The sequence below is a fragment of the Rhizobium sp. BK212 genome, assembly GCF_014197475.1.
GTDB lineage: Bacteria > Pseudomonadota > Alphaproteobacteria > Rhizobiales > Rhizobiaceae > Rhizobium > Rhizobium anhuiense.
The window spans coordinates 114,074-132,586 of record NZ_JACIFS010000009.1 but is presented as its reverse complement, the minus strand read 5'-3'; the positions used below and the strand labels follow the sequence as shown (position 1 = coordinate 132,586).

The 18,513-nt window shown below is 60.9% G+C and carries 18 protein-coding genes; 16 read left to right on the top strand and 2 right to left on the bottom strand.

Going from position 1 to position 18,513, the window contains the following annotated elements; genetic code table 11:
* On the bottom strand, positions 1 to 1,257 hold the full coding sequence (gene oiaX, locus FHT79_RS25180; RefSeq protein WP_183904386.1) for a 3-oxo-isoapionate-4-phosphate decarboxylase OiaX: 1,257 nt from the start codon (positions 1,255 to 1,257) through the stop codon (positions 1 to 3).
* A 177-nt stretch (positions 1,258 to 1,434) separates the two neighbouring features.
* Here oiaX and FHT79_RS25175 point away from each other — a divergent pair, with 177 nt between their 5' ends.
* The 7 genes from FHT79_RS25175 (at position 1,435) to FHT79_RS25145 (ending at position 7,684) form a co-directional block, all read left to right on the top strand.
* The gene (locus FHT79_RS25175; protein WP_183904385.1) at positions 1,435 to 2,139 is read left to right on the top strand and encodes a transcriptional regulator NanR; all 705 of its coding nucleotides are present in this window, start codon (positions 1,435 to 1,437) and stop codon (positions 2,137 to 2,139) included.
* Between the two features lie 191 nt (positions 2,140 to 2,330).
* Positions 2,331 to 2,651: a hypothetical protein gene (locus tag FHT79_RS25170; protein ID WP_183904384.1), complete on the top strand. Its 321-nt coding sequence runs from the start codon at positions 2,331 to 2,333 to the stop codon at positions 2,649 to 2,651.
* 188 nt (positions 2,652 to 2,839) lie between these two features.
* On the top strand, positions 2,840 to 3,598 hold the full coding sequence (locus FHT79_RS25165; protein WP_028756916.1) for a FadR/GntR family transcriptional regulator: 759 nt from the start codon (positions 2,840 to 2,842) through the stop codon (positions 3,596 to 3,598).
* 21 nt (positions 3,599 to 3,619) lie between these two features.
* Positions 3,620 to 4,594 (top strand): sialic acid TRAP transporter substrate-binding protein SiaP, encoded by a 975-nt coding sequence (locus FHT79_RS25160; protein ID WP_028756915.1) that lies wholly within the window; start codon positions 3,620 to 3,622, stop codon positions 4,592 to 4,594.
* A 62-nt stretch (positions 4,595 to 4,656) separates the two neighbouring features.
* Positions 4,657 to 5,229, top strand: coding sequence for a TRAP transporter small permease (locus tag FHT79_RS25155; protein WP_028756914.1), 573 nt, complete (start codon positions 4,657 to 4,659; stop codon positions 5,227 to 5,229).
* A gap of 4 nt (positions 5,230 to 5,233) precedes the next feature.
* Positions 5,234 to 6,640: a TRAP transporter large permease gene (locus tag FHT79_RS25150; RefSeq protein ID WP_028756913.1), complete on the top strand. Its 1,407-nt coding sequence runs from the start codon at positions 5,234 to 5,236 to the stop codon at positions 6,638 to 6,640.
* Between the two features lie 9 nt (positions 6,641 to 6,649).
* Positions 6,650 to 7,684, top strand: coding sequence for an L-idonate 5-dehydrogenase (locus FHT79_RS25145; protein WP_183904383.1), 1,035 nt, complete (start codon positions 6,650 to 6,652; stop codon positions 7,682 to 7,684).
* Between the two features lie 126 nt (positions 7,685 to 7,810).
* Here FHT79_RS25145 and FHT79_RS25140 read toward each other — a convergent pair whose 3' ends face one another.
* On the bottom strand, positions 7,811 to 8,818 hold the full coding sequence (locus FHT79_RS25140) for an AraC family transcriptional regulator (protein WP_028759086.1): 1,008 nt from the start codon (positions 8,816 to 8,818) through the stop codon (positions 7,811 to 7,813).
* A 381-nt stretch (positions 8,819 to 9,199) separates the two neighbouring features.
* Here FHT79_RS25140 and FHT79_RS25135 point away from each other — a divergent pair, with 381 nt between their 5' ends.
* The 9 genes from FHT79_RS25135 (at position 9,200) to FHT79_RS25095 (ending at position 18,506) form a co-directional block, all read left to right on the top strand.
* Positions 9,200 to 9,847: a GntR family transcriptional regulator gene (locus tag FHT79_RS25135; RefSeq protein WP_183904448.1), complete on the top strand. Its 648-nt coding sequence runs from the start codon at positions 9,200 to 9,202 to the stop codon at positions 9,845 to 9,847.
* A 134-nt stretch (positions 9,848 to 9,981) separates the two neighbouring features.
* The gene (locus tag FHT79_RS25130; RefSeq protein WP_183904382.1) at positions 9,982 to 10,869 is read left to right on the top strand and encodes a dihydrodipicolinate synthase family protein; all 888 of its coding nucleotides are present in this window, start codon (positions 9,982 to 9,984) and stop codon (positions 10,867 to 10,869) included.
* A 1-nt stretch (position 10,870) separates the two neighbouring features.
* Positions 10,871 to 12,217, top strand: a complete 1,347-nt coding sequence (locus tag FHT79_RS25125) for an FAD-binding oxidoreductase (RefSeq protein ID WP_183904381.1) — start codon at positions 10,871 to 10,873, stop codon at positions 12,215 to 12,217.
* A 417-nt stretch (positions 12,218 to 12,634) separates the two neighbouring features.
* The gene (locus FHT79_RS25120; protein ID WP_047616793.1) at positions 12,635 to 13,828 is read left to right on the top strand and encodes an ABC transporter substrate-binding protein; all 1,194 of its coding nucleotides are present in this window, start codon (positions 12,635 to 12,637) and stop codon (positions 13,826 to 13,828) included.
* Positions 13,829 to 13,849: 21 nt separating this feature from the next.
* Positions 13,850 to 14,722 (top strand): branched-chain amino acid ABC transporter permease, encoded by an 873-nt coding sequence (locus FHT79_RS25115; protein WP_047616795.1) that lies wholly within the window; start codon positions 13,850 to 13,852, stop codon positions 14,720 to 14,722.
* 43 nt (positions 14,723 to 14,765) lie between these two features.
* Positions 14,766 to 15,752: a branched-chain amino acid ABC transporter permease gene (locus tag FHT79_RS25110; RefSeq protein WP_183904380.1), complete on the top strand. Its 987-nt coding sequence runs from the start codon at positions 14,766 to 14,768 to the stop codon at positions 15,750 to 15,752.
* Entirely contained in the window at positions 15,749 to 16,522 is a 774-nt protein-coding gene (locus FHT79_RS25105; protein ID WP_047616799.1) for an ABC transporter ATP-binding protein, read from the top strand. Before FHT79_RS25110 ends, FHT79_RS25105 begins: the two co-directional genes overlap by 4 nt.
* A complete protein-coding gene (locus tag FHT79_RS25100) occupies positions 16,512 to 17,255 on the top strand; it encodes an ABC transporter ATP-binding protein (RefSeq protein ID WP_063474087.1) in 744 nt (247 codons plus the stop codon). Before FHT79_RS25105 ends, FHT79_RS25100 begins: the two co-directional genes overlap by 11 nt.
* A 42-nt stretch (positions 17,256 to 17,297) precedes the next feature.
* Positions 17,298 to 18,506: an aspartate transaminase gene (locus FHT79_RS25095; protein WP_183904379.1), complete on the top strand. Its 1,209-nt coding sequence runs from the start codon at positions 17,298 to 17,300 to the stop codon at positions 18,504 to 18,506.
* Positions 18,507 to 18,513: the final 7 nt, after the last annotated feature.

Genomic DNA, 18,513 nt, shown 5'->3' with positions numbered 1-18,513 from the left:
TCACGCGCCCTTGCCGTCGCTGAATTTTGCAATCGAGGCGGCGAGCTCCGGATGTTCTCTCGCATAGATCTCCAGTGGTATGCCGGCGACGGCTGCCTGCCACGCCTGCTGCACGGCCCGAACGCCGGACGCCGGACCATGGGGGTGACTGACGATGCCGCCGCCGCAGAGATAGAGAAGATCGACGGTGCGGCCGGTCCGCTGGTAGGTCTCCGGTGCCTGTCCGCCCCACTGGCCGGAGCCGGCAACCGGAAGCGGGCAATCGGCGGCATCAAACAGCGGCGCGCTGACGGCCTTGAAGGAGGAGACGAAGCTGTCGTCCGGCTCCCAATATTTGACCCTGATGCCGTTGATCTGGAACTGATCGACCCCCAACAGCCGCCAGAATTGCTGATAGACCTTGAAATCCATGCCGGCGCCCGGATCGCGGGTCAGCACGTCCCAGCCGTTTCGATGCGCATGCAGCACCAGATTGGAGCGCTTGCGCAGAAAGCTCATACCGCCGAAGCCGATCGAGTTGATGTTGACGACGGCGCAGTTGCCCCCGGCCGCAGCGACGATGTCGTGATTGCGCATCATCTCGTCGGGGTCGGCATGCGAGATGCCGAAGGCATACATCACCTTCTTGCCGCTCTTTTGTTCGTGATCGAGAATGCGCGGCATGATCGCCGCGACGCGATCCTTGAGCGGCGAATAGGCCGGGCTCATCAGCTTCTCGTCGTCTTTGATGAAGTCGACACCCGATGCGATCAGTTCGCCGACGAGCGCGGCCGTCTCCTGGGGTCTCAGCCCGAGCGCCGGCTTGACGATCGTTCCGATGATGGGGCGACCCTCGACTCCGGTGAGGCGGCGGCTTCCCGGGATGCCGAACTGCGGTCCTGGATGCGCGCTTCTGAAGGTGTCTGGCAGCTTCATGTCGACGATGCGGATGCCGGTCATGCCCTTGATGGAGTAGACGCCGCCGATTGCAATGGTCATCAAAGCCGAGAGGTCGGTCCCGATCGCCTCGAGGGGAAAGGCGATGTCGATATCGGCGCGATGGAGCAGGGTGCCGGGGGCGACCTCGGGCCAAGTCGGATGACGTGCATCTTCGAGCGGGCGGATCGCCAGGACGCGTGCGGCGACCCGCGACTTCAGCTCTTCGGTTTCACCGGGAACGGGCACGAAGGTTCCGGTCGACTGGTCGCTCGCGATCTTGTCCGCCATCGCCTCGACGCTTCCGGGCGTCTCGATGCGGTAGGTCAGGGTAATCATCATGAAACGGACGGTTGCTCCTCTCGCCACGCAGATTGTCATGGCGTCAACTTGTGATCTGGTATAATGAGTATTCCAACTAATGAAAAGCAGAATTTTCGGATGCGCAAATTTTCGTCGACAGCTTTGTTCTCGACATGGAAACTGCTAGGAGGAAACATTTTGAGCCAGCGAGATGTGATGACCCAGCCCCTCGAACAAATCGTCCGCCGGAAACTCTCTGACGAAGTGTTTGATCGACTTGAGCGTATGATCACCTCGGGCGAGCTTCAGCCCGGCGACGAAATGCCATCTGAACGCGTGTTGATGGAACGCTTCGGCGTCGGCCGGCCGGCGATCAGGGAGGCCATGCAGTCGCTTGCCAGCAAGGGTCTTGTCAGCATTTCGCACGGCGAGCGGGCGAAGGTTCTCAGGCTGACGGCGAAATCGATATTCCGCCAGGTTGATCTCACCGCCAAGATCATGCTGTCGCAATCGGCGGATTCGCTGGAGCATCTCAAGAGTGCCCGCATCTTCTTCGAACGAGGCATGGCGCGCGAGGCCGCGCAGCGCGCCTCTGCCAGCGATATCGCTGATCTCAGGAACATCATCGAACGTCAGCGCATGTCGCTTGGGCGGGCGGAAGAGTTCATTGACGCGGACATGGAATTCCACACCCGCATCGCCCAGATCTCAGGAAATCCGATCTACGTCGCCGTCAGCGAAGCGATGCTTGCCTGGTTGAAGGAATATCATACCGAGATGCTGATCTGGACCGGCAAGGAAAAATTCACGCTGGTCGAACACGACGAGATTGTCGACCGCCTTGAAGCAAACGACGTGGATGGCTCGGAAACGGCCCTCCTCAAGCATCTCGAGCGCTCGCGTGCGCTTTACGCCAAGTAACCTACGCGAACTCGGCCACCGCTGGCCGGCACGCCTGGCCATCACTCATTTCTTGACACTGCCTCACCCTTGATCCTTGGTCGCGACCGGGCTCCAGAGCCTATGGGATATTTGTAAGCAGAAAATGCGGAACAATGAGCTGTCGACGAGGTTCTGCCTGATCACCCAAAGATCCCAAGGAGGACATCAGGATGCGTATGAAACTCATAGCAGCTTCGCTTGTCGCCATCGGCATGGCCACGTCTGCTTTCGCACAGTCCAATCCGGCACCAGCCGGCGCCACGATCGATAAAAACCAGGCCGATCAAGGTGGCGGTGCAAGCGGCGATATGAAGGCCAAAAAGCCGATGGCGACCGATACCACCACGACCGGTTCCACGACCACCGGCACTATGAAAACCAACAGGCCCAAGTGCCCCAATCCGGTCAACAACTCCGACAATCTTCAGACGCAGGGCGGTACGAGCAACGCCACGCCGATGGATGAGGCCTGCGCCGCGCATAACAACTGATTATTCCTTTCGCAAAGAACCCCGCTTCGGCGGGGTTCTTTGTATGCCTGCTCGGCCTATACCCTGAACTCTCCTTTTGAGTTTATGCGGCGGATTGACGCACAACTCCAGCGGTGATATCTATGCCAAATTGGTCAGGCCAATTGACCAACTGCGCGCTTGAGGAGAAGCCGCCGGAGGAGGCCACGATGTTTTCGCCTGTTGAATCCCGCCGTCTTTATCGGCAGGTCGCGGATCAGATTCGCTTGATGATCGCGAGCGGCGAGCTCGCCGTCGGTCAGCGGCTGCCGGCGGAGCGCGACCTGGCGGAGCAATTGTCGGTTTCACGCCCGACCGTCCGCGAGGCGCTGATCGTCCTGGAGGTCGAAGGCTTCGTCAATATCCGCATGGGATCCGGCATCTATGTCGTGCGCCAGCATGCCGCGACCGTCGCAGGCGCCGAGCGGGAACCGGTGGAAGGGCCTTTCGAGCTGCTGCAGGCGCGCGCCCTCATCGAATGCGCCATTGCCGAAGAAGCCGCAGGCCGCGCCAAGCCGGCGGATATCGCTCTGCTCGATGAAACGCTGCTGCGGATGAGCGGCGTGGTCAATGATGCGAGCGCGGTGCTTTCTGCCGATCGCGCCTTCCACACCGGCATTGCCGCAATCGTCGGCAATGCGACATTGATTCGCGTGACGGGCGAAATGTTCGACATGCGCATGACCCCTTACTTCGCGAGGCTCGCGAGCCATTTCGAGGGGCCGGGAACGTGGCGCAGCGCCGTGGACGAGCATCGGGCCATTCGCGACGCCATCGCCGCCGGCGATGCGGCGGGCGCCAAGGCGGCCATGCGCGCCCATCTCACCATGTCGCAGAAGAGGTTTTCCGAGAGTTTCGGGGAGGAGCTTTCGGGAGAGGAGGAGCGCGGCCGCAGCAAGGGCCCCGCGAAAGGAACGACCAAGATTTAACCGAGCTCGGAGGAGAGAGCGATGAAGAAGAGACTGGCAACGATACTTTGCACCGCAGCGGCGATCATGGCGAGCAGTGCGATCGCGCATGCCCAGACAGTGCTGAAATGGGCGCATGTCTATGAAACGTCCGAGCCCTTCCACACCGATTCCGTGTGGGCTGCGGAAGAGATCAACAAGCGAACCGACGGGCGTTATAAGATCGAGGTCTACCCGGCCTCGCAGCTCGGCAAGGAAGCCGACATCAACCAGGGCCTCAAGCTCGGGACGGTCGACATCATCATCTCGGGATCGAGCTTTGCGGCACGCGACTACAAGCCGATCGGCGTAACCTACTTCCCTTATATCTTCCGCGGTCCCGATCACCTCATCGCCTACACCAAGAGCGATGTCTTCAAGCGTCTTGCCAAAGGCTATGAAGACAAGACCGGCAACCACATCGCCGCCGTCAGCTATTATGGCACGCGCCATACGACTTCAAACAAGCCGATTGCCAAATGCGCCGATATGGCAGGCTTGAAGATCCGCGTGCCTGATGTTCCGGCCTATCTCGCCATGCCGCGCGCCTGCGGCGCCAACACCACGCCGATCGCCTTTGCCGAAGTCTATCTCGCTCTGCAGAACGGCACGGTCGAAGCGCAGGAAAACCCGCTGACGACGATCGAGGCGAAGAAGTTCTACGAAGTCCAGAAGAACATCATCCTCACCGGCCACATCGTCGATCACCTCAACACCGTGGTCTCGAAGACGCGGTGGGCGAGCCTTTCCGACGAGGACAAGAAGATCTTCGGCGAGGTCATGCAGGAGGCTGCCGAGCGCACGAGCAAGACGATCGCCGGCAAGGAAAACAGCCTTATCGCGACCTTCAAGGAAAAGGGCCTGAATGTCGCTGAGGTCGACAAGACCGATTTCGAAAAGACCGTGATGGAAAAGGTCAAGTTCGAAGATTTCGGTTACGAGAAGGCCGATTGGGAAGCAATCCGCGCGATCCAGTAAAACTCGCGGCGCGGCGCCGTAAGGCGCCGCGTTCCTTCATTCCGACTGGAACAAGGCCGATCATGTCGCAAGAAATCCATACGCAAATCACGGCCGAAGAAATCGGTCACGAGTTCGAAGGGCACGCGCCGACTGCAAACATCTCGGACTATGCCATTGAAGACTGGATCACGCTGATCGTCTTCTGGCTGATGGCGGGTTGCGTCTTCCTTCAGTTCTTCACGCGTTATGTGCTGAACGACAGCTACGCATGGACCGAGGAAATCGCCATCAACTGCCTGATCGGCGTCGTCTTTCTGGGTTCCGTCATGTGCGTGCGCACCTCGCGGCATATCCAGGTCGATGTGTTCTATCACTATATGCCTGCGGGTCTGGCGCGCGTGCTTGCCACCTTCGTCGATATCGTCCGCATCGGCTTTTTCGCCTATGGCTGCCACCTGATGTGGCGCTACGTCGATATCGTCGCCGACGAGCAGATGGTCACCATCGACCTGCCGCGCAATATCGTCTTCTACAGCGTTCTCATCGCCTTCGTGCTGATGTTGATCCGCGCGGTCATCGTCTTCATCGCCAACATCCGCCGCGGCTACTCCGTTCTGGAGCGCCCCGAAGAATTCCAGACCATCGAGGATTGATCCGATGCTACTGCTTCTTGGCTCGTTTCTGGTGCTGATGCTGGTCGGGGTGCCCGTTGCCATCTCGATGGCCGTCGCATCCGTGCTTTACATCGTCCTCTACGGCATCGCACCCGACATCATCGTCGCCCAGCGCATGATCGCTGGCGTTGAAAGCTTCCCGCTGCTCGCCGTCCCGTTCTTCATCCTTGCGGGCAACCTGATGAACTCGGCGGGCGTCACTGGCCGCATCTATTCCTTCGCCGTCGCTCTCGTCGGCTGGATGAAAGGTGGTCTCGCGCAGGTCAACATCATCGGTTCCGTGATCTTCTCCGGCATGTCCGGCACTGCGCTCGCCGATGCGGCGGGGATCGGCACGATCGAGATCAAGGCGATGAAGGATCATGGCTATCCGGTCGAGGCCGCAGTTGGCGTGACGGCGGCTTCGGCGACGCTCGGCCCGATCTTCCCGCCATCGCTGCCTTTCGTGATCTACGGCATGATGGCGAACGTCTCGATCGGCGCTCTTTTCATGGCGGGCATCCTGCCCGGCATCGTCATGACGCTGCTGATGATGATCACTGTCGCCGCTTTTGCCTATTGGAAGCGGTGGGGCTCCGACGCGCCGTTCGATGTGAAGCAGCTCCTGTCGGCGGGGATGGAAATCGTCGTCGTCCTGGCGGTGCCGTTGGCCATCTATCTGCTGATGCGGGCGGGCGTATCGATGAATGTTGCGGCGGGCATTGCCCTTGCTCTGCTTCTCGCCCTCGACTGGTATTTCCGCTTTTCCGCCGTCATGGCGCTGATGACGCCCGTCATCCTGATCGGCGGCATGACGATGGGCTGGTTCACGCCGACGGAGGCCGCCGTCGCAGCCGTCCTTTGGTCTTTGTTCCTCGGTCTGGTGCGCTACCGTACGATGACACCCTCGACGCTCGCCAAGGCAAGCTTCGATACGATCGAGACGACGGCTTCCGTTCTCTTCATCGTCACTGCGGCATCGGTCTTTGCGTGGCTGCTGACGGTGAGCCAGGCGGCCCAGCTGCTGTCCGATGCGATCCTGTCGATCACCGACAACAAATGGGTTTTCCTGATCCTGGTGAACCTCTTGATGCTCTTCGTCGGCTGCTTCCTGGACACGATCGCGGCCATCACCATCCTCGTGCCGATCCTTCTGCCGATCGTCCTGAAATTCGGGATCGATCCCGTCCAGTTCGGTCTCATCATGACGTTGAACCTGATGATCGGTCTGCTGCATCCGCCGCTCGGCATGGTGCTTTTCGTGCTGTCGAGGGTCGCGAAACTATCCGTCGAACGCACGACCATGGCGATCTTGCCCTGGCTGGTGCCGCTCTTCCTGGCGCTGATCCTGATCACCTTCGTCCCGGCCATATCGCTGTGGCTGCCGCAGCAGCTTGGACTGCTGAGATAGGAGTGGAAGATGCGGACACGTGTGGCTCGGCTCTACCAAAAGGGCGATCTCAGAATCGAGACCGCCGCGGTTGCAGCTCTCGGTCCCGGCGAGGTGCTCCTCAAAATGGCGGCCGCAGGCATCTGCGGTTCCGACCTGCACTACTATCAGGACGGCGGCTTCGGGCCGGTCAGGGTTCGCGAGCCGATCATCCCGGGCCACGAGGCAGCGGGAACGGTGAGCCAAGCAGGCGAAGGCGTCGATCTGAAAGCCGGTACGCTGGTGGCGGTCAATCCCAGCCAACCTTGCGGACATTGCGAATATTGCCACAAGGCAATGCCGATCCACTGCCTGGAAATGCGCTTCATGGGCAGCGCAATGCGCCTACCGCATGAGCAGGGCATGTTCCGGGAATGGCTGGTGGTGCCGGCCAGGCAGTGCTTTGCGGTCGGAGTTGCGACAACTGCCGCAGAGGCGGCCTGTAGCGAGCCGCTCTCCGTCTGCCTGCACGCCGCATCGCGTGCAGGAGATATCGCCGGCAAACGCGTCCTGATCACCGGAGCCGGCCCGATCGGCGCCCTGATGGTTGCCGTCGCCTGTTATCATGGTGCGAGCGAGGTTGTGGTCACCGATCTCGCGGATGCGGCGCTCACCAGGGCCAAGGCGATGGGCGCCAGCCGCACGTACAATGTTGCCAATGATGCCCAGGCGCTTGCCGGATTCGAGGCGGGAAAGGGCTATTTCGATCTCGTCTTCGAATGCTCGGCCGCCGCCCCGGCAATCCGCAGCGCGATTGCCACCATCAGGCCGCGCGGAACGATCGTGCAGGTCGGCGTCTCGGGAGACGTCCCGATCCCTCTCAATGCCATCGTCGGCAAGGAGCTTCAACTCCACGGAACCCAGCGTTTCCACGAGGAATTTGCAACCGCCGTCGATCTGATCTCCAGCCGCAAGATCGATGTCCGGCCGATCATCAGCCACAGCCTGCCGCTCGAACAAGCCACCGCAGCCTTCATCCTCGCCGGCGACCGCGCGTCCGCCTGCAAGGTGCAGCTCACTTTTTAGCGTCACCGTTTGGGGAAATGCATTTTATTGTGGCAGGCTGGCAAGCGGAAAAGCGGATATCTCGCTCCCACATGCGCGACAAACGGGCTGCGGCAAGAGGCCCGCGCGGGGATGCAACTGCGCGCCTCAGAGGCCTGACATGCGCTCACCATTGGATCGCCTTCTCGTTTCCGATGGTGTTTCCCCGAAAGCGGTCCTGTAGCTGGCAGCAAATCGGCCGAAATGAAAGAACCCCCATTTCAGGCATATGTCCCGCAGCAATTGCCGGTTGGAAGGGTCGAGAAGATCTTCTCGGGCCGCTCGCAAGCGCATCGCGCGCAAGTAGGCCGACGGGGTCGTTCCCTTGAACGTACGAAACCCTCCCTCAAGCGCACGAATGGAGACGCCTGAGGCCTCGGCTACATTCTGCATGGTAATGGGCTCGCCGACGTTCGCATGCATGAATTCAACGGCGCAGCGTATATGCCGCGGCGCGGGCAAATGCACTTTCCTCTCGAGCAGATGTGAGAACCGATGCGGGATAGAGCGCAAGACCAGATTGGCAAAGGCTTGGGTCAGGTGCGACATGGCAATCGGAGAATGAATGAGCGGCCCGTTGTTCCGCACCCCGTTGATGATCGTTTGAGCCAGTCCTCTGACGAGTTGGCCGGCCGGCGTCGAAAGATCGATGGTCGGCGCCAACCGCAATGTCCCGATCAGCGGCGTCTCCAATATTGCGGCGGCGGTCTGCGCAATCACTTTCCAATCCAGGCGAAGCACGTCGGACTGATGCGGCGTTCCCCGGACGGAAAAGCGGTCCGCCTCGCGATTATTCACCAACAGCAAGCGCCCAGCTGTTCCTTCGATGACGGTCCGGCCAAGCGCCAAATCGATAGCTCCGGAGCGCACAAGGATGACCGACAGCCATTCCGCCGTTTCGGGGGCCGCTTTTACGCTCCATTCGTACGAATATTGGCCACTGACAAGGGATAGCGTGCCATCGGTCCAGAAGCCCGTCTTCCAGCTGATAGCCTGCTCCCGACCGGTACGCCATGCATCAAAGGGACCGAAGCTCCCGGTGAAGGCTTCGACCATATATTCGAACGTTGAACCCTCAAAGCTCGGTGAAAAATCTACTGGCGTATTCTCTGGCATTCGAAATCAGTGGCCGATCAAATATTGAGCAAATGCAGAAAGAAACGGCATGGATTTGTCCCGGCCGTCTTCCGGGAGTTCGATAAGCAAAATTTGTGCCGCGGACGCCAAGCTATCGGCGCGGCTGTCTGACCCACTCTTGCGCATCGCCGTGAGCTGCCGAATCTGAAGAAAATCGTCGGCTTAGCCTCCACCACGGCGTCAGCAATCCTTCCTGACCTGAAACTGCTCTATCGCCCACCCGGGCAGGTGGATTCGATGTGGAAGTCTCACGCTCCATCCTTGACGTCTATCAAATGTCTACATAATGTCTTCTAAAAATATGAGGTACCGATTTTGGATACTGAAGTCAATCCCGACCGCAAAGCCAAGCTTGGCCTTATGCTCCGCAGACGCATCCTGACGATGGAACTGCAGCCGGGGGCGGTGCTGGACGAAGTGGCGCTGAGTGAAGAGTTCGGGCTGTCCCGTCCGCCAGTTCGCGAGCTGATGCGCCAGATGGCCGGCGAAGGCTACATCGAGCTGGAAGCCAACCGCGCAGCGCGGGTCAGCTCCATGAGCTACCAGTCGCTGCGCGACTTCTTCCTTCTTGCGCCGATGATCTATATCACCGCCAACAGGCTGGCGGCCGAGAACGGAACTCGCGGGCAGCTCGACGTGCTGAAGCAGGTTCAGCGGTCATTTCGCAAGACCGTCGACCACTGCGATGTCGAGGGACGCGTCTTCCACAACGACCAGTTCCACCGCCAGATCGGCGAGATGGCGCACAACGTCTATCTGGTTCCAAGCCTTCGGCGTCTGCAGATCGATCATGCGCGCATCGGCAAGGTCTTCTACAAGCACCCGAACACGCCGCGCATGCAGGAAGAGCTCGAGCTCGCCGCGCAACAGCATGACGAGATGATCGAAGCTATCGAGAAACGGGATGTCGATGCAGCCGGAGAACTGGCGCGGCTTCACCTCGAACTTTCACGACGAAACATGGCCATGTACGCGGCCCCGGAGGGTCTGGAGACGCCGACCCTCTAAGGCCTGGCGTTTCGAAGAACACATCGAACCACTGCTGGCGGAACAATGGGCGAACGTCTGAGCAAGCAGGAATACACCCAGATCAAGACCATCTGGCTCAACCTTTCGGCAGCCTAACGCGGGACACCAAACGAATGTCTGACTTCCAGTTTCCAGGCCTGAATCTTGCTATTGCCACGCCGTTCGACGATGCCGGACGCATCGACTACGCAAGGCTCGAAGACAATGTCGAGCGTTACCTGGCAGCAGGCGTCAGGAGTTTTCTGCTCAGCTCCGGCACCGGCATGCATGTCTACCTTTCCAAGGAGGAATCCGAGGAACTGATCCGGCGCGGAGCCCGGATCGTCAACGGACGGGCGAAGGTGATCGCACAGACCTCCGCGCTTCTGGTGGAAGACGTCGTCGAGCGCACCGTCCGGGCGCGAGACGCCGGCGCCGAGGGCGTCATGGTGCTTCCGCCCTTCTTCGAAGGGCCGACCGACGACCAGGGCATCCTCGATTTCTACAGCGAGGTTGCGAAGGCCGGTCTTCCGGTGATCGGCTATAACGTTCCCCAGGCGGTCGGCGTCGCCGTCACGCCCGAACTTCTGGACAAGCTGAGCGAAATCCCCGGCTTCTGTGCCGTCAAGGACAGCGGTGGAGATCTTGCCAAGCAGGCCGCGCTTATCCGCACCGGCCGCTTCGTCATGAACGGCGCCGACCCGCTCGTTCCCTATGCACTCTATGCCGGATGCGATGGCCTGATCTGGGGTGGGGCGAACTTTGCTCCGAAAACCTGCGTCGCCCTCGTCGAGGCTGCCGCCGGGCACAAGTGGGACGAGGTTCGCGCGCTCTGGAAAATCCTGGAGCCGTCGATGGGGCTGATCTGGGAAGGCGATTACGTGCAGTCCGTCTATGCGGCGGCGGATCTGGTCGGCTACGGCGCCGGCGCGCCGCGCAAGCCGCTGCGCGCGCTTGCCCCGGAAAAGCTTCCGGCCATCCGGCGCTCCCTGGAGACGCTCATGGAGCGGGAAGCGATCTGACGTGACCCAGGCCGCAAAGAACGTCTTCGTCGCATCCAGGCTTCCGAAACGCGCAGGCGTTTCGGGCTGGGTGGCCACCCTTGCGCCGCGCACGCCGCGGCCTGTGTTGAACGGACCGGTCGTTGCCGACGTTGCTATTATCGGCGGTGGTTTCGCCGGTCTTTCCGCGGCCCGGCGCATCTCCCGGCTGGATCCGAGCGTGCGGGTCGCCATCCTGGAAGCGGGTGTCGTCGGCGAGGGGCCGGCGGGCGCGAATTCCGGTTTCATCATCGACCTGCCGCACGAAGTCGCGTCAGACGATTTCAGCGGAGAGTCGGAGGCGAGGTTCAGGCAGTCTGTCCTCATACAGCGCTCGGCCATCGCTCTGGCGAGCGAGATGGCCGCGGAAAACGGCTGGGGCAAAGAAGTATTCGATCCCTGTGGCCGATACAGCGTCGCCATCAGCGCGGAAGGCGACAGACATCTCGAGGACTATGCGCAACAGCTCACGAAAATGGGCGAAGCCCACCGGCTCCTGAACGGCAGGGAGATTGCGGCGGTGACGGGGTCGCCGGTCTATACCTCCGGTCTGTTCATGCCGGGTACGATCATCGTGCAGCCCGCCGCCTACATACGCGCGGTCGCCGACTGCCTGAAGGAGCCGGTCGCCCTTTACGAGCGGACGCCGGCACTCTCGTTCGAGCGCCTCGGCATGGGATGGCTCGTCAAGACGCCGCAGGGGTCGGTGCAGGCGGCAAAGATCATCATGGCGAACAACGGACATGCCGAAAGCTTCGGCTTCTTCCGCGGGCGCCTGCTCCACGTCTTCACCTACGCCTCCCTCACCGAGGAGTTCGACCCCTCGCGCCTCGATGGAGAGCGGAAGTGGGCCGCCACTCCGGCCCTGCCGATGGGAACAACCGTCCGTCGCATCGGCACGGCCGGCGGCGATCGAATCCTGGTGCGCTCCCGTTACAGCTACAATCCGGGCATCGAAATCAGCGACGCCGCGATCCGGCGGGCTGGCCGCCTGCACGACGGCAAATTCTCCAAACGTTTTCCTATGCTTAGCGGCGTCAGGATGCAGTATCGCTGGGCCGGCGCGATGGCGCTCACCCGCAATCATGTTCCGGCATTCGGTGAGATCGAACCCGGCGTGTTCGCTGCATGTGGCTGCAATGGCCTTGGAGCGTCGAACTCGACGGCCTCAGGGATCGCAGCTGCGGAACTGGCGCTCGGTCACAGTTCCGAACTCGGCCGTATCTATGCGCGCCTGGCTGCTCCGACGGCATTGCCGCCGCAGCCTTTCACGACGATCGGAGCCAAAATGCATCTCGCCTATCGCGAGTGGAGTGCCGGACCCGAGTGATGCAAGCGATCTCCAATCTGCGCCAGCGGCACAGTTGACGACACGGCGAGGCCGACCATCTGGCGGCCTCGCTCCGTTTTATGACGCGCCGCTACATCCGTCAGCGAATGCCGCCATCGATCTCGAAATTTCGCCTCGGCAAAGAGAGCCCGCGCCGCGGCGAGGGGCGACGGCATCGATATGGCCGATGGCCTGTCCGGCGAGGAAGGCGAACAACACCCGCAATGCCGAATAGATCGGTTCGCTATAAATAAACGCTATAGCGGCAGAATGGAGTTGTGTTGGCCAGCGACGCTTTCCTGAACCTACTGTGACGGTGTCGGCGCTGGGCTGACGCCATAAGAACCGCGGAAAGCGGTCAGGAGTACGCTGGGCCATAAGCCCAAGCGTTTGCACCCGAGAACATGGAGTGGGAACATGAAACTTACCGTAAGCCGCAGAGCATTTTTCCTTTCTACAGCAGTCCTTTCGCTGGCGGTTGCCGTTTCCGGCCTGCCGGCCGGCGCGCTGGCAGCGGACGGGACGATCAAACTCGGACTCGTTGCGCCGATGAGCGGCCCGAATGCGCGCTACGGCGCATTTTCGATGCACGGCGCCGAACTCGCCGTCAAAGACATCAATGATGCCGGCGGCGTCAACGGGATGAAAATCGAACTCCTCAATGCCGACAGCCAGGGTACGCCGGTCGAAGGCGTTTCGGCCGCCCGCCGCCTGATCGACCAGGATGGCGTCGACTTCATCATCGGCGACGTTTCCAGTTCGGTGACGCTCGCCATCCAGCCCGTCGCTGAAGACGCCGAAGTGCTTCTGCTGAATGCGGCGTCGTCCAATCCGAAAATCACCTACCAGGCCGGTGTCGGCGGGTTCAAATGGACCTATCGCAACTATCCGACAGATGAGAACCGGGCGCTGATCGTCGCCAAATATGCAGCAGAGCAGCGCGGCTTTACCAAGTTCGCCGTGCTTTCCGTCGACAGCGATTATGGCCGTTCGGCGATCACCTTCACGAAGAAGTACCTGCCTGACTTCAAGGGCGAGATTCTCAGCGAGGACTATTACAAGGAAGGCGAAGTCGACTTCCGCAGCGTTCTCGCCAAGATCCGCGACAATGGCGCCCAGGCCATCATCATGTACGGCCTCGCCGATACGACACCCATCATCGCCCGCCAGATGGTCGAACTCGGAATAGCCGGCAAGGTGACGCTGATCGGCAATGGCGAGTTCAACACGGAAAAGACCATCAAATCAGCCCCGTCGGCGCTCGAAGGCGCCGTTGAAGCCGCCGCATGGCTTCCGCAGTTCGACTCGCCCGAAAGCAAGGCTTTCGTCGACAAGTTCACGGCCACCTATGACGAAGCCCCGAACAACCACGCCTATGTTCACTGGGACACCGTCAATCTCCTCGCGGCGGCGATCAAGCAGGCTGGCAGCGCCGACAAGGTGAAGGTTCGCGACGCACTCTCCAAAATCAAGTACAAGAGCCCGGTTGGCGAGGTCACGTTCGACGACCACAACCAGGCCCGCCTGCCGATGATCCTGCTGCAGATCGAGAACGGCAAGCCGAGCATCAAGGGTGCCTATACGGCGGACATTCAATATCCTGCCAAGTAATCTGCCGGGAGGAATACGCCCATGCTCTCGACCATAGTTGAGCAAACCGTGAATGGAATCGTCACTGGTTCTGTTTACGCAATCGTCGCCGTCGGCATGACCATGATTTTCGGCGTGCTGAGAGCCATCAACTTTGCTCACGGCGAATACTACATGCTCGGCACGTTCGGGGCCTGGTTTGCGATCGACTATCTCGGACTGTCCTACGAAGCGTCGATTGTCGTGGGGGTTCTTGCAACGATTGCCGTTGCCTATGTGGTCGGGCAACTCGTCATGCGCCGGATGGTCGGCGCGCCCGCGGAATCGGGCGTGCTTGCCACCCTCGGCATCGCGCTGATCCTGCAGAACACCATCATTCTCGTCTTCGGCGGAGGCTACAAGTTCTTCGCCGGAGGTTATATCGAGCCGGTTTCCATCCTCGGCTTCAGCCTGGCCCAACAGCGCATTCTCATTCTCGTCGTCTGCTTGCTGGTGTTCATCGGCCTCGAACTGATGGTCAGCTACACCCGCTTGGGAATGGCAATGCGCGCCGTTTCCCAGAACGTCGAGTGCTGCAGCGTCGTCGGCATCGATGTGCCGCAGGTGGTGCTTCGAACCTTCATGCTGGGGGCGGCGCTGGCCGCACTCTCCGGGGTTCTGACGGCGCCGGTCAATGTCAGCGTCTATGGCGGCATGGGCGAGCTGATCACCTTCAAGACGCTGCCGATCATCATCATGGGCGGTTTGGGCAATGTGCGCGGTACTTTCGTCGCGGCGATGATCCTTGGCGTGGCCGAGAGCCTGGTCGCCACCTATGTCGGCCTGCAATTCCGCGACACCGTCGGCTTCGCCACGCTGATCCTGATGCTGATGTGGCGGCCGCATGGTCTCTTTTCGACGCAGGCGCGCTTCTAGCAGCAGCGCCCGCCGACCTTTCTCGAACGACCGAGGACTCGACATGTCTCTGACGGAAACCGCTCAACAGGTACGCAGGCGCGATCTTCGCATACCGCTCGCCGCAGTCCTGATCGTCCTAGCGCTCGCCGCGCCGTTCATCGGCAGCCGTTACATCACCCATTCCCTGATCATCGCCCTGATTTTCATGCTGCCGGCACATGGGCTCAATCTGCTTGTCGGCTACACCGGTCTTCTTTCATTGGCCCAGGCCGCGTTTTTCGGCATCGGCGCCTATACGGCAGGTCTTCTCGCCGTCACCTACGGCACGCCGTTTTACGTCAATCTCATCGCAGCAGGCGCCGTCTCCGGAGCCCTTGCTCTTCCGCTCGGCATTCCCGCCCTGCGTCTGCGCTCGACGTCCTTCGTGATGTGTACGCTCGGTTTCGTGATCATCGGCCAGGCCATTGCCAAGAACTGGATCTCGCTGACACGCGGTGACATGGGGCTTTCGGGCATTCCAAAACCACACTTCGAGCTGGGCCCCCTTTCGTTCACGGTGTCCGGTACGACAAACTTCTACTATCTCGCCCTGATCATCGGGGTTCTCGCCACCTGCGCCGTCTGGGCAATCGTCCGTTCGCCCGCCGGGCGCAACATGGTGGCGATCCGTGAGAACGAGACGCTCGCCGAATCTCTCGGCGTCCCGACCTGGCACTACAAGCTGATCGTCTTCATGATCAGCGCGGTGTTTGCCGGTATCGGCGGCTGCCTCTACGCCTATTACCTGACGGTCGTCAGCCCGCTGACCTTCCAGATGTATTATTCGACGACGATGCTGATCATCGTGCTGGGCGGCGGGGCGGGCATGATTTCCGGCACCGTCTTCGGAAGCCTGCTTTTCGTCGGGCTGACCGAGGCGCTGCGCATCACCCCCGAATTGCGCATGATCGCCTATGGCTTCTGCCTTCTCGTCCTGGTCTTCTGGTTCAAGAACGGGTTTGCGCCGCTGATCAATCGCTTCTGGAATGCGATCGGAGGTGCGAAATGACCGGTCATCTTCCGCTTCTCGCGATCAAGAACCTCAGCAAGTCCTACGGCGCGGTGAAGGCCGTCAACGATGTCAGCATTCACATCGATCGGGGTGAGATCGCGGGCCTGATCGGGCCGAACGGCTCCGGCAAATCGACCTTCTTCGATTGCAGCACCGGCCTTGCGAAGCCGGACACCGGCACGGTTGTCCTCGACGGACAGGACATCACCGGCTGGTCCCTGAACCGCATCGCCAGGGAAGGCCGCATGCTGCGCTCTTTCCAGAAGACCGTCACTTTCAAGTCGCTCGATGTCGAGGAGAACCTGGTCATCGCCGGTCAGATGTTCACTTTCCCGTCCATTGCATCGACCTTCGGCTTGGGAAAGATGTCCCGTCGGCGCATCGATGGTCTCAGGGAGAGAGCCCGCGAGCTGATCAAGATGGCGGGTCTCTGGGATGTGCGCCACCAGCCGGCGGGCAATCTGTCGGGCGGACAGCAGAAGCTCATCCAGTTCGCATCCATGCTGATGCCCGAACCGAAGCTCATCCTGCTGGACGAGCCGATGGCCGGGATCAATCCGAAGATCATCGAACGCGTCGTCGATACCATCCTGTATGCCAACAAGTCGCTCGGCGTGAGCTTCCTGGTGATCGAACACAATATCGATGTCGTCACCAGCATTTGCCAGCGCGTCATCGTGCTCGACCAGGGAGCCAAGCTCGTCGAAGGCTTGCCGGGCGACATCATTCAGGATCAGCGCGTCAGGGAGGCCTATCTTGGCGGGTAATTCGAACCTTTCGATCCGTGACCTGCGCGCAGGTTACGGCAATCTGGACATCCTCAACGGCGTCGATCTCGACGTGCCGGCGGGACAGTTCGTGGCGCTCATGGGGCCGAACGGGGCGGGCAAATCAACGCTTCTCAAGACGCTCTACGGCATGACGACCATCAAGCAGGGAAACATCGACTGGCGCGGCAAGAATATTGCCGGCAACACGTCGCGGGCCATTCTGGGCGAGGGGATTTCCTTCGTGCCGCAGGGACGCTGCAACTTCCCCGTCATGACCGTCGACGAAAATCTTCAGATGGCGGCCTATACAATCCGCGACGCCAAGGTGAAGGCTGACCGCGACTACGTCTACGACCTCTTTCCGATCCTCAAGAAACGCCGCGCGACACTGGCCGGCAACATGTCCGGCGGCGAGCAACAACTGCTCGAAGTGGCGATGGCGGTGCTGCAGCGGCCGAAGGTGCTGCTGGTCGACGAGCCGTCCGTCGGGCTGTCGCCGGCGGCGATCGGCATCGTCTTCGACGAGCTTCTTCGCCTTCACGCCGACGGCATGACGATCCTGCTCGTCGAGCAGAACACCAAGAAGGCCATGGAAGTCGCCCAGCGCGCGGTCATCCTGAGACTTGGCAAAGTCATCTGGGACGGCCTGCCGAAAGACATCACCCATGACGAACTCGGCGAACTTTTCCTGACCGGGAAAATGCGCGGCGAAACCGAGGCCGTTCACTGAAGGCGATCTCTTGCCTCTTATAAATTAAGCGAGGAAATTCCCATGAGCACCTTTGTGCCTGCATCACGTGTCTCCAGAATCAAGGTTTCGCCAAGCACGGCTGCGGCCGCCCGGGCGCGCGAGCTGAAGGCGGCGGGTCGCGACATCGTCGACCTGACGGTCGGCGAGCCGGACTTCGACACGCCTGACAACATCAAGGCCGCAGCGCACGCCGCCATCGACAGGGGCGAAACGAAATACACCGCCGTCAACGGCACGCCGGCGCTGCGCAAGGCGATCATTGGCGATTTCAAGCGCCGGCTCGGCCTCAGCTATGCCGACGACGAAATTTGCGTCGGCGGCGGCGCCAAGCAGATTCTGTTTCTCGCGCTGATGGCGAGCGTCGAAAACGACGCCGAGGTGATCATTCCCGCACCCTACTGGGTTTCCTATCCCGATATGGTCATCGCCAACGAAGGCAAACCGGTCATTGTCGAATGCCCGCAGGAAACCGGCTTCAAGCTGACGCCCGAAACTTTGGAAAAGGCGATCACGCCGAAGACCCTATGGCTGGTCCTCAACGCGCCGTCCAATCCGACGGGTGCCGCCTATGACCGGCGCGAACTCGAAGCCCTCGGCGAGGTGCTGCTGCGCCATCCCCATGTCTTCGTGCTGTCAGACGATATCTACGACCAGGTCTGGTTCAAGGACGAGCCGATGACGACGCTGGTTGCCGCCGTCCCGGAACTGAAGGGGCGTGTTCTGCTCACCAACGGCGTCTCCAAGTCCTACGCCATGACCGGATGGCGTATCGGCTACGGGGCGGGTCCGGCCGCATTGATCGCCGCCATCAACAAGCTGCAGTCGCAGATGTCGTCCTGCCCGTCGTCGGTCAGTCAGGCGGCCGCCGCCTATGCGCTGTCTTCGGACCAGGCATTCGTCGCCGAAAGCGTCAAGGTCTATAAGGAACGCCGGGATTATGCGTGCGCACGGCTGAATGCCGTGCCGGGCCTCTCCTGCCTCGTGCCGGATGGGGCCTTTTATTTGTTTCCGAACTGCGCCGGCGTCATCGGCAAGAAGACTCCTGAAGGCAAGACGATCGAGACGGATCTCGATTTTGTGCTCTATCTGCTCGACGGCGTCGGGGTCGCGGCGCTGCAGGGGGCTGCCTACGGCGTATCGCCGCATTTCCGCCTGTCGATTGCGACGTCGATCGAGACGATCACCCAAGCATGCGACCGCATCGAACGGGCTGTTGCCGAGCTGCGTTAACCGCGAA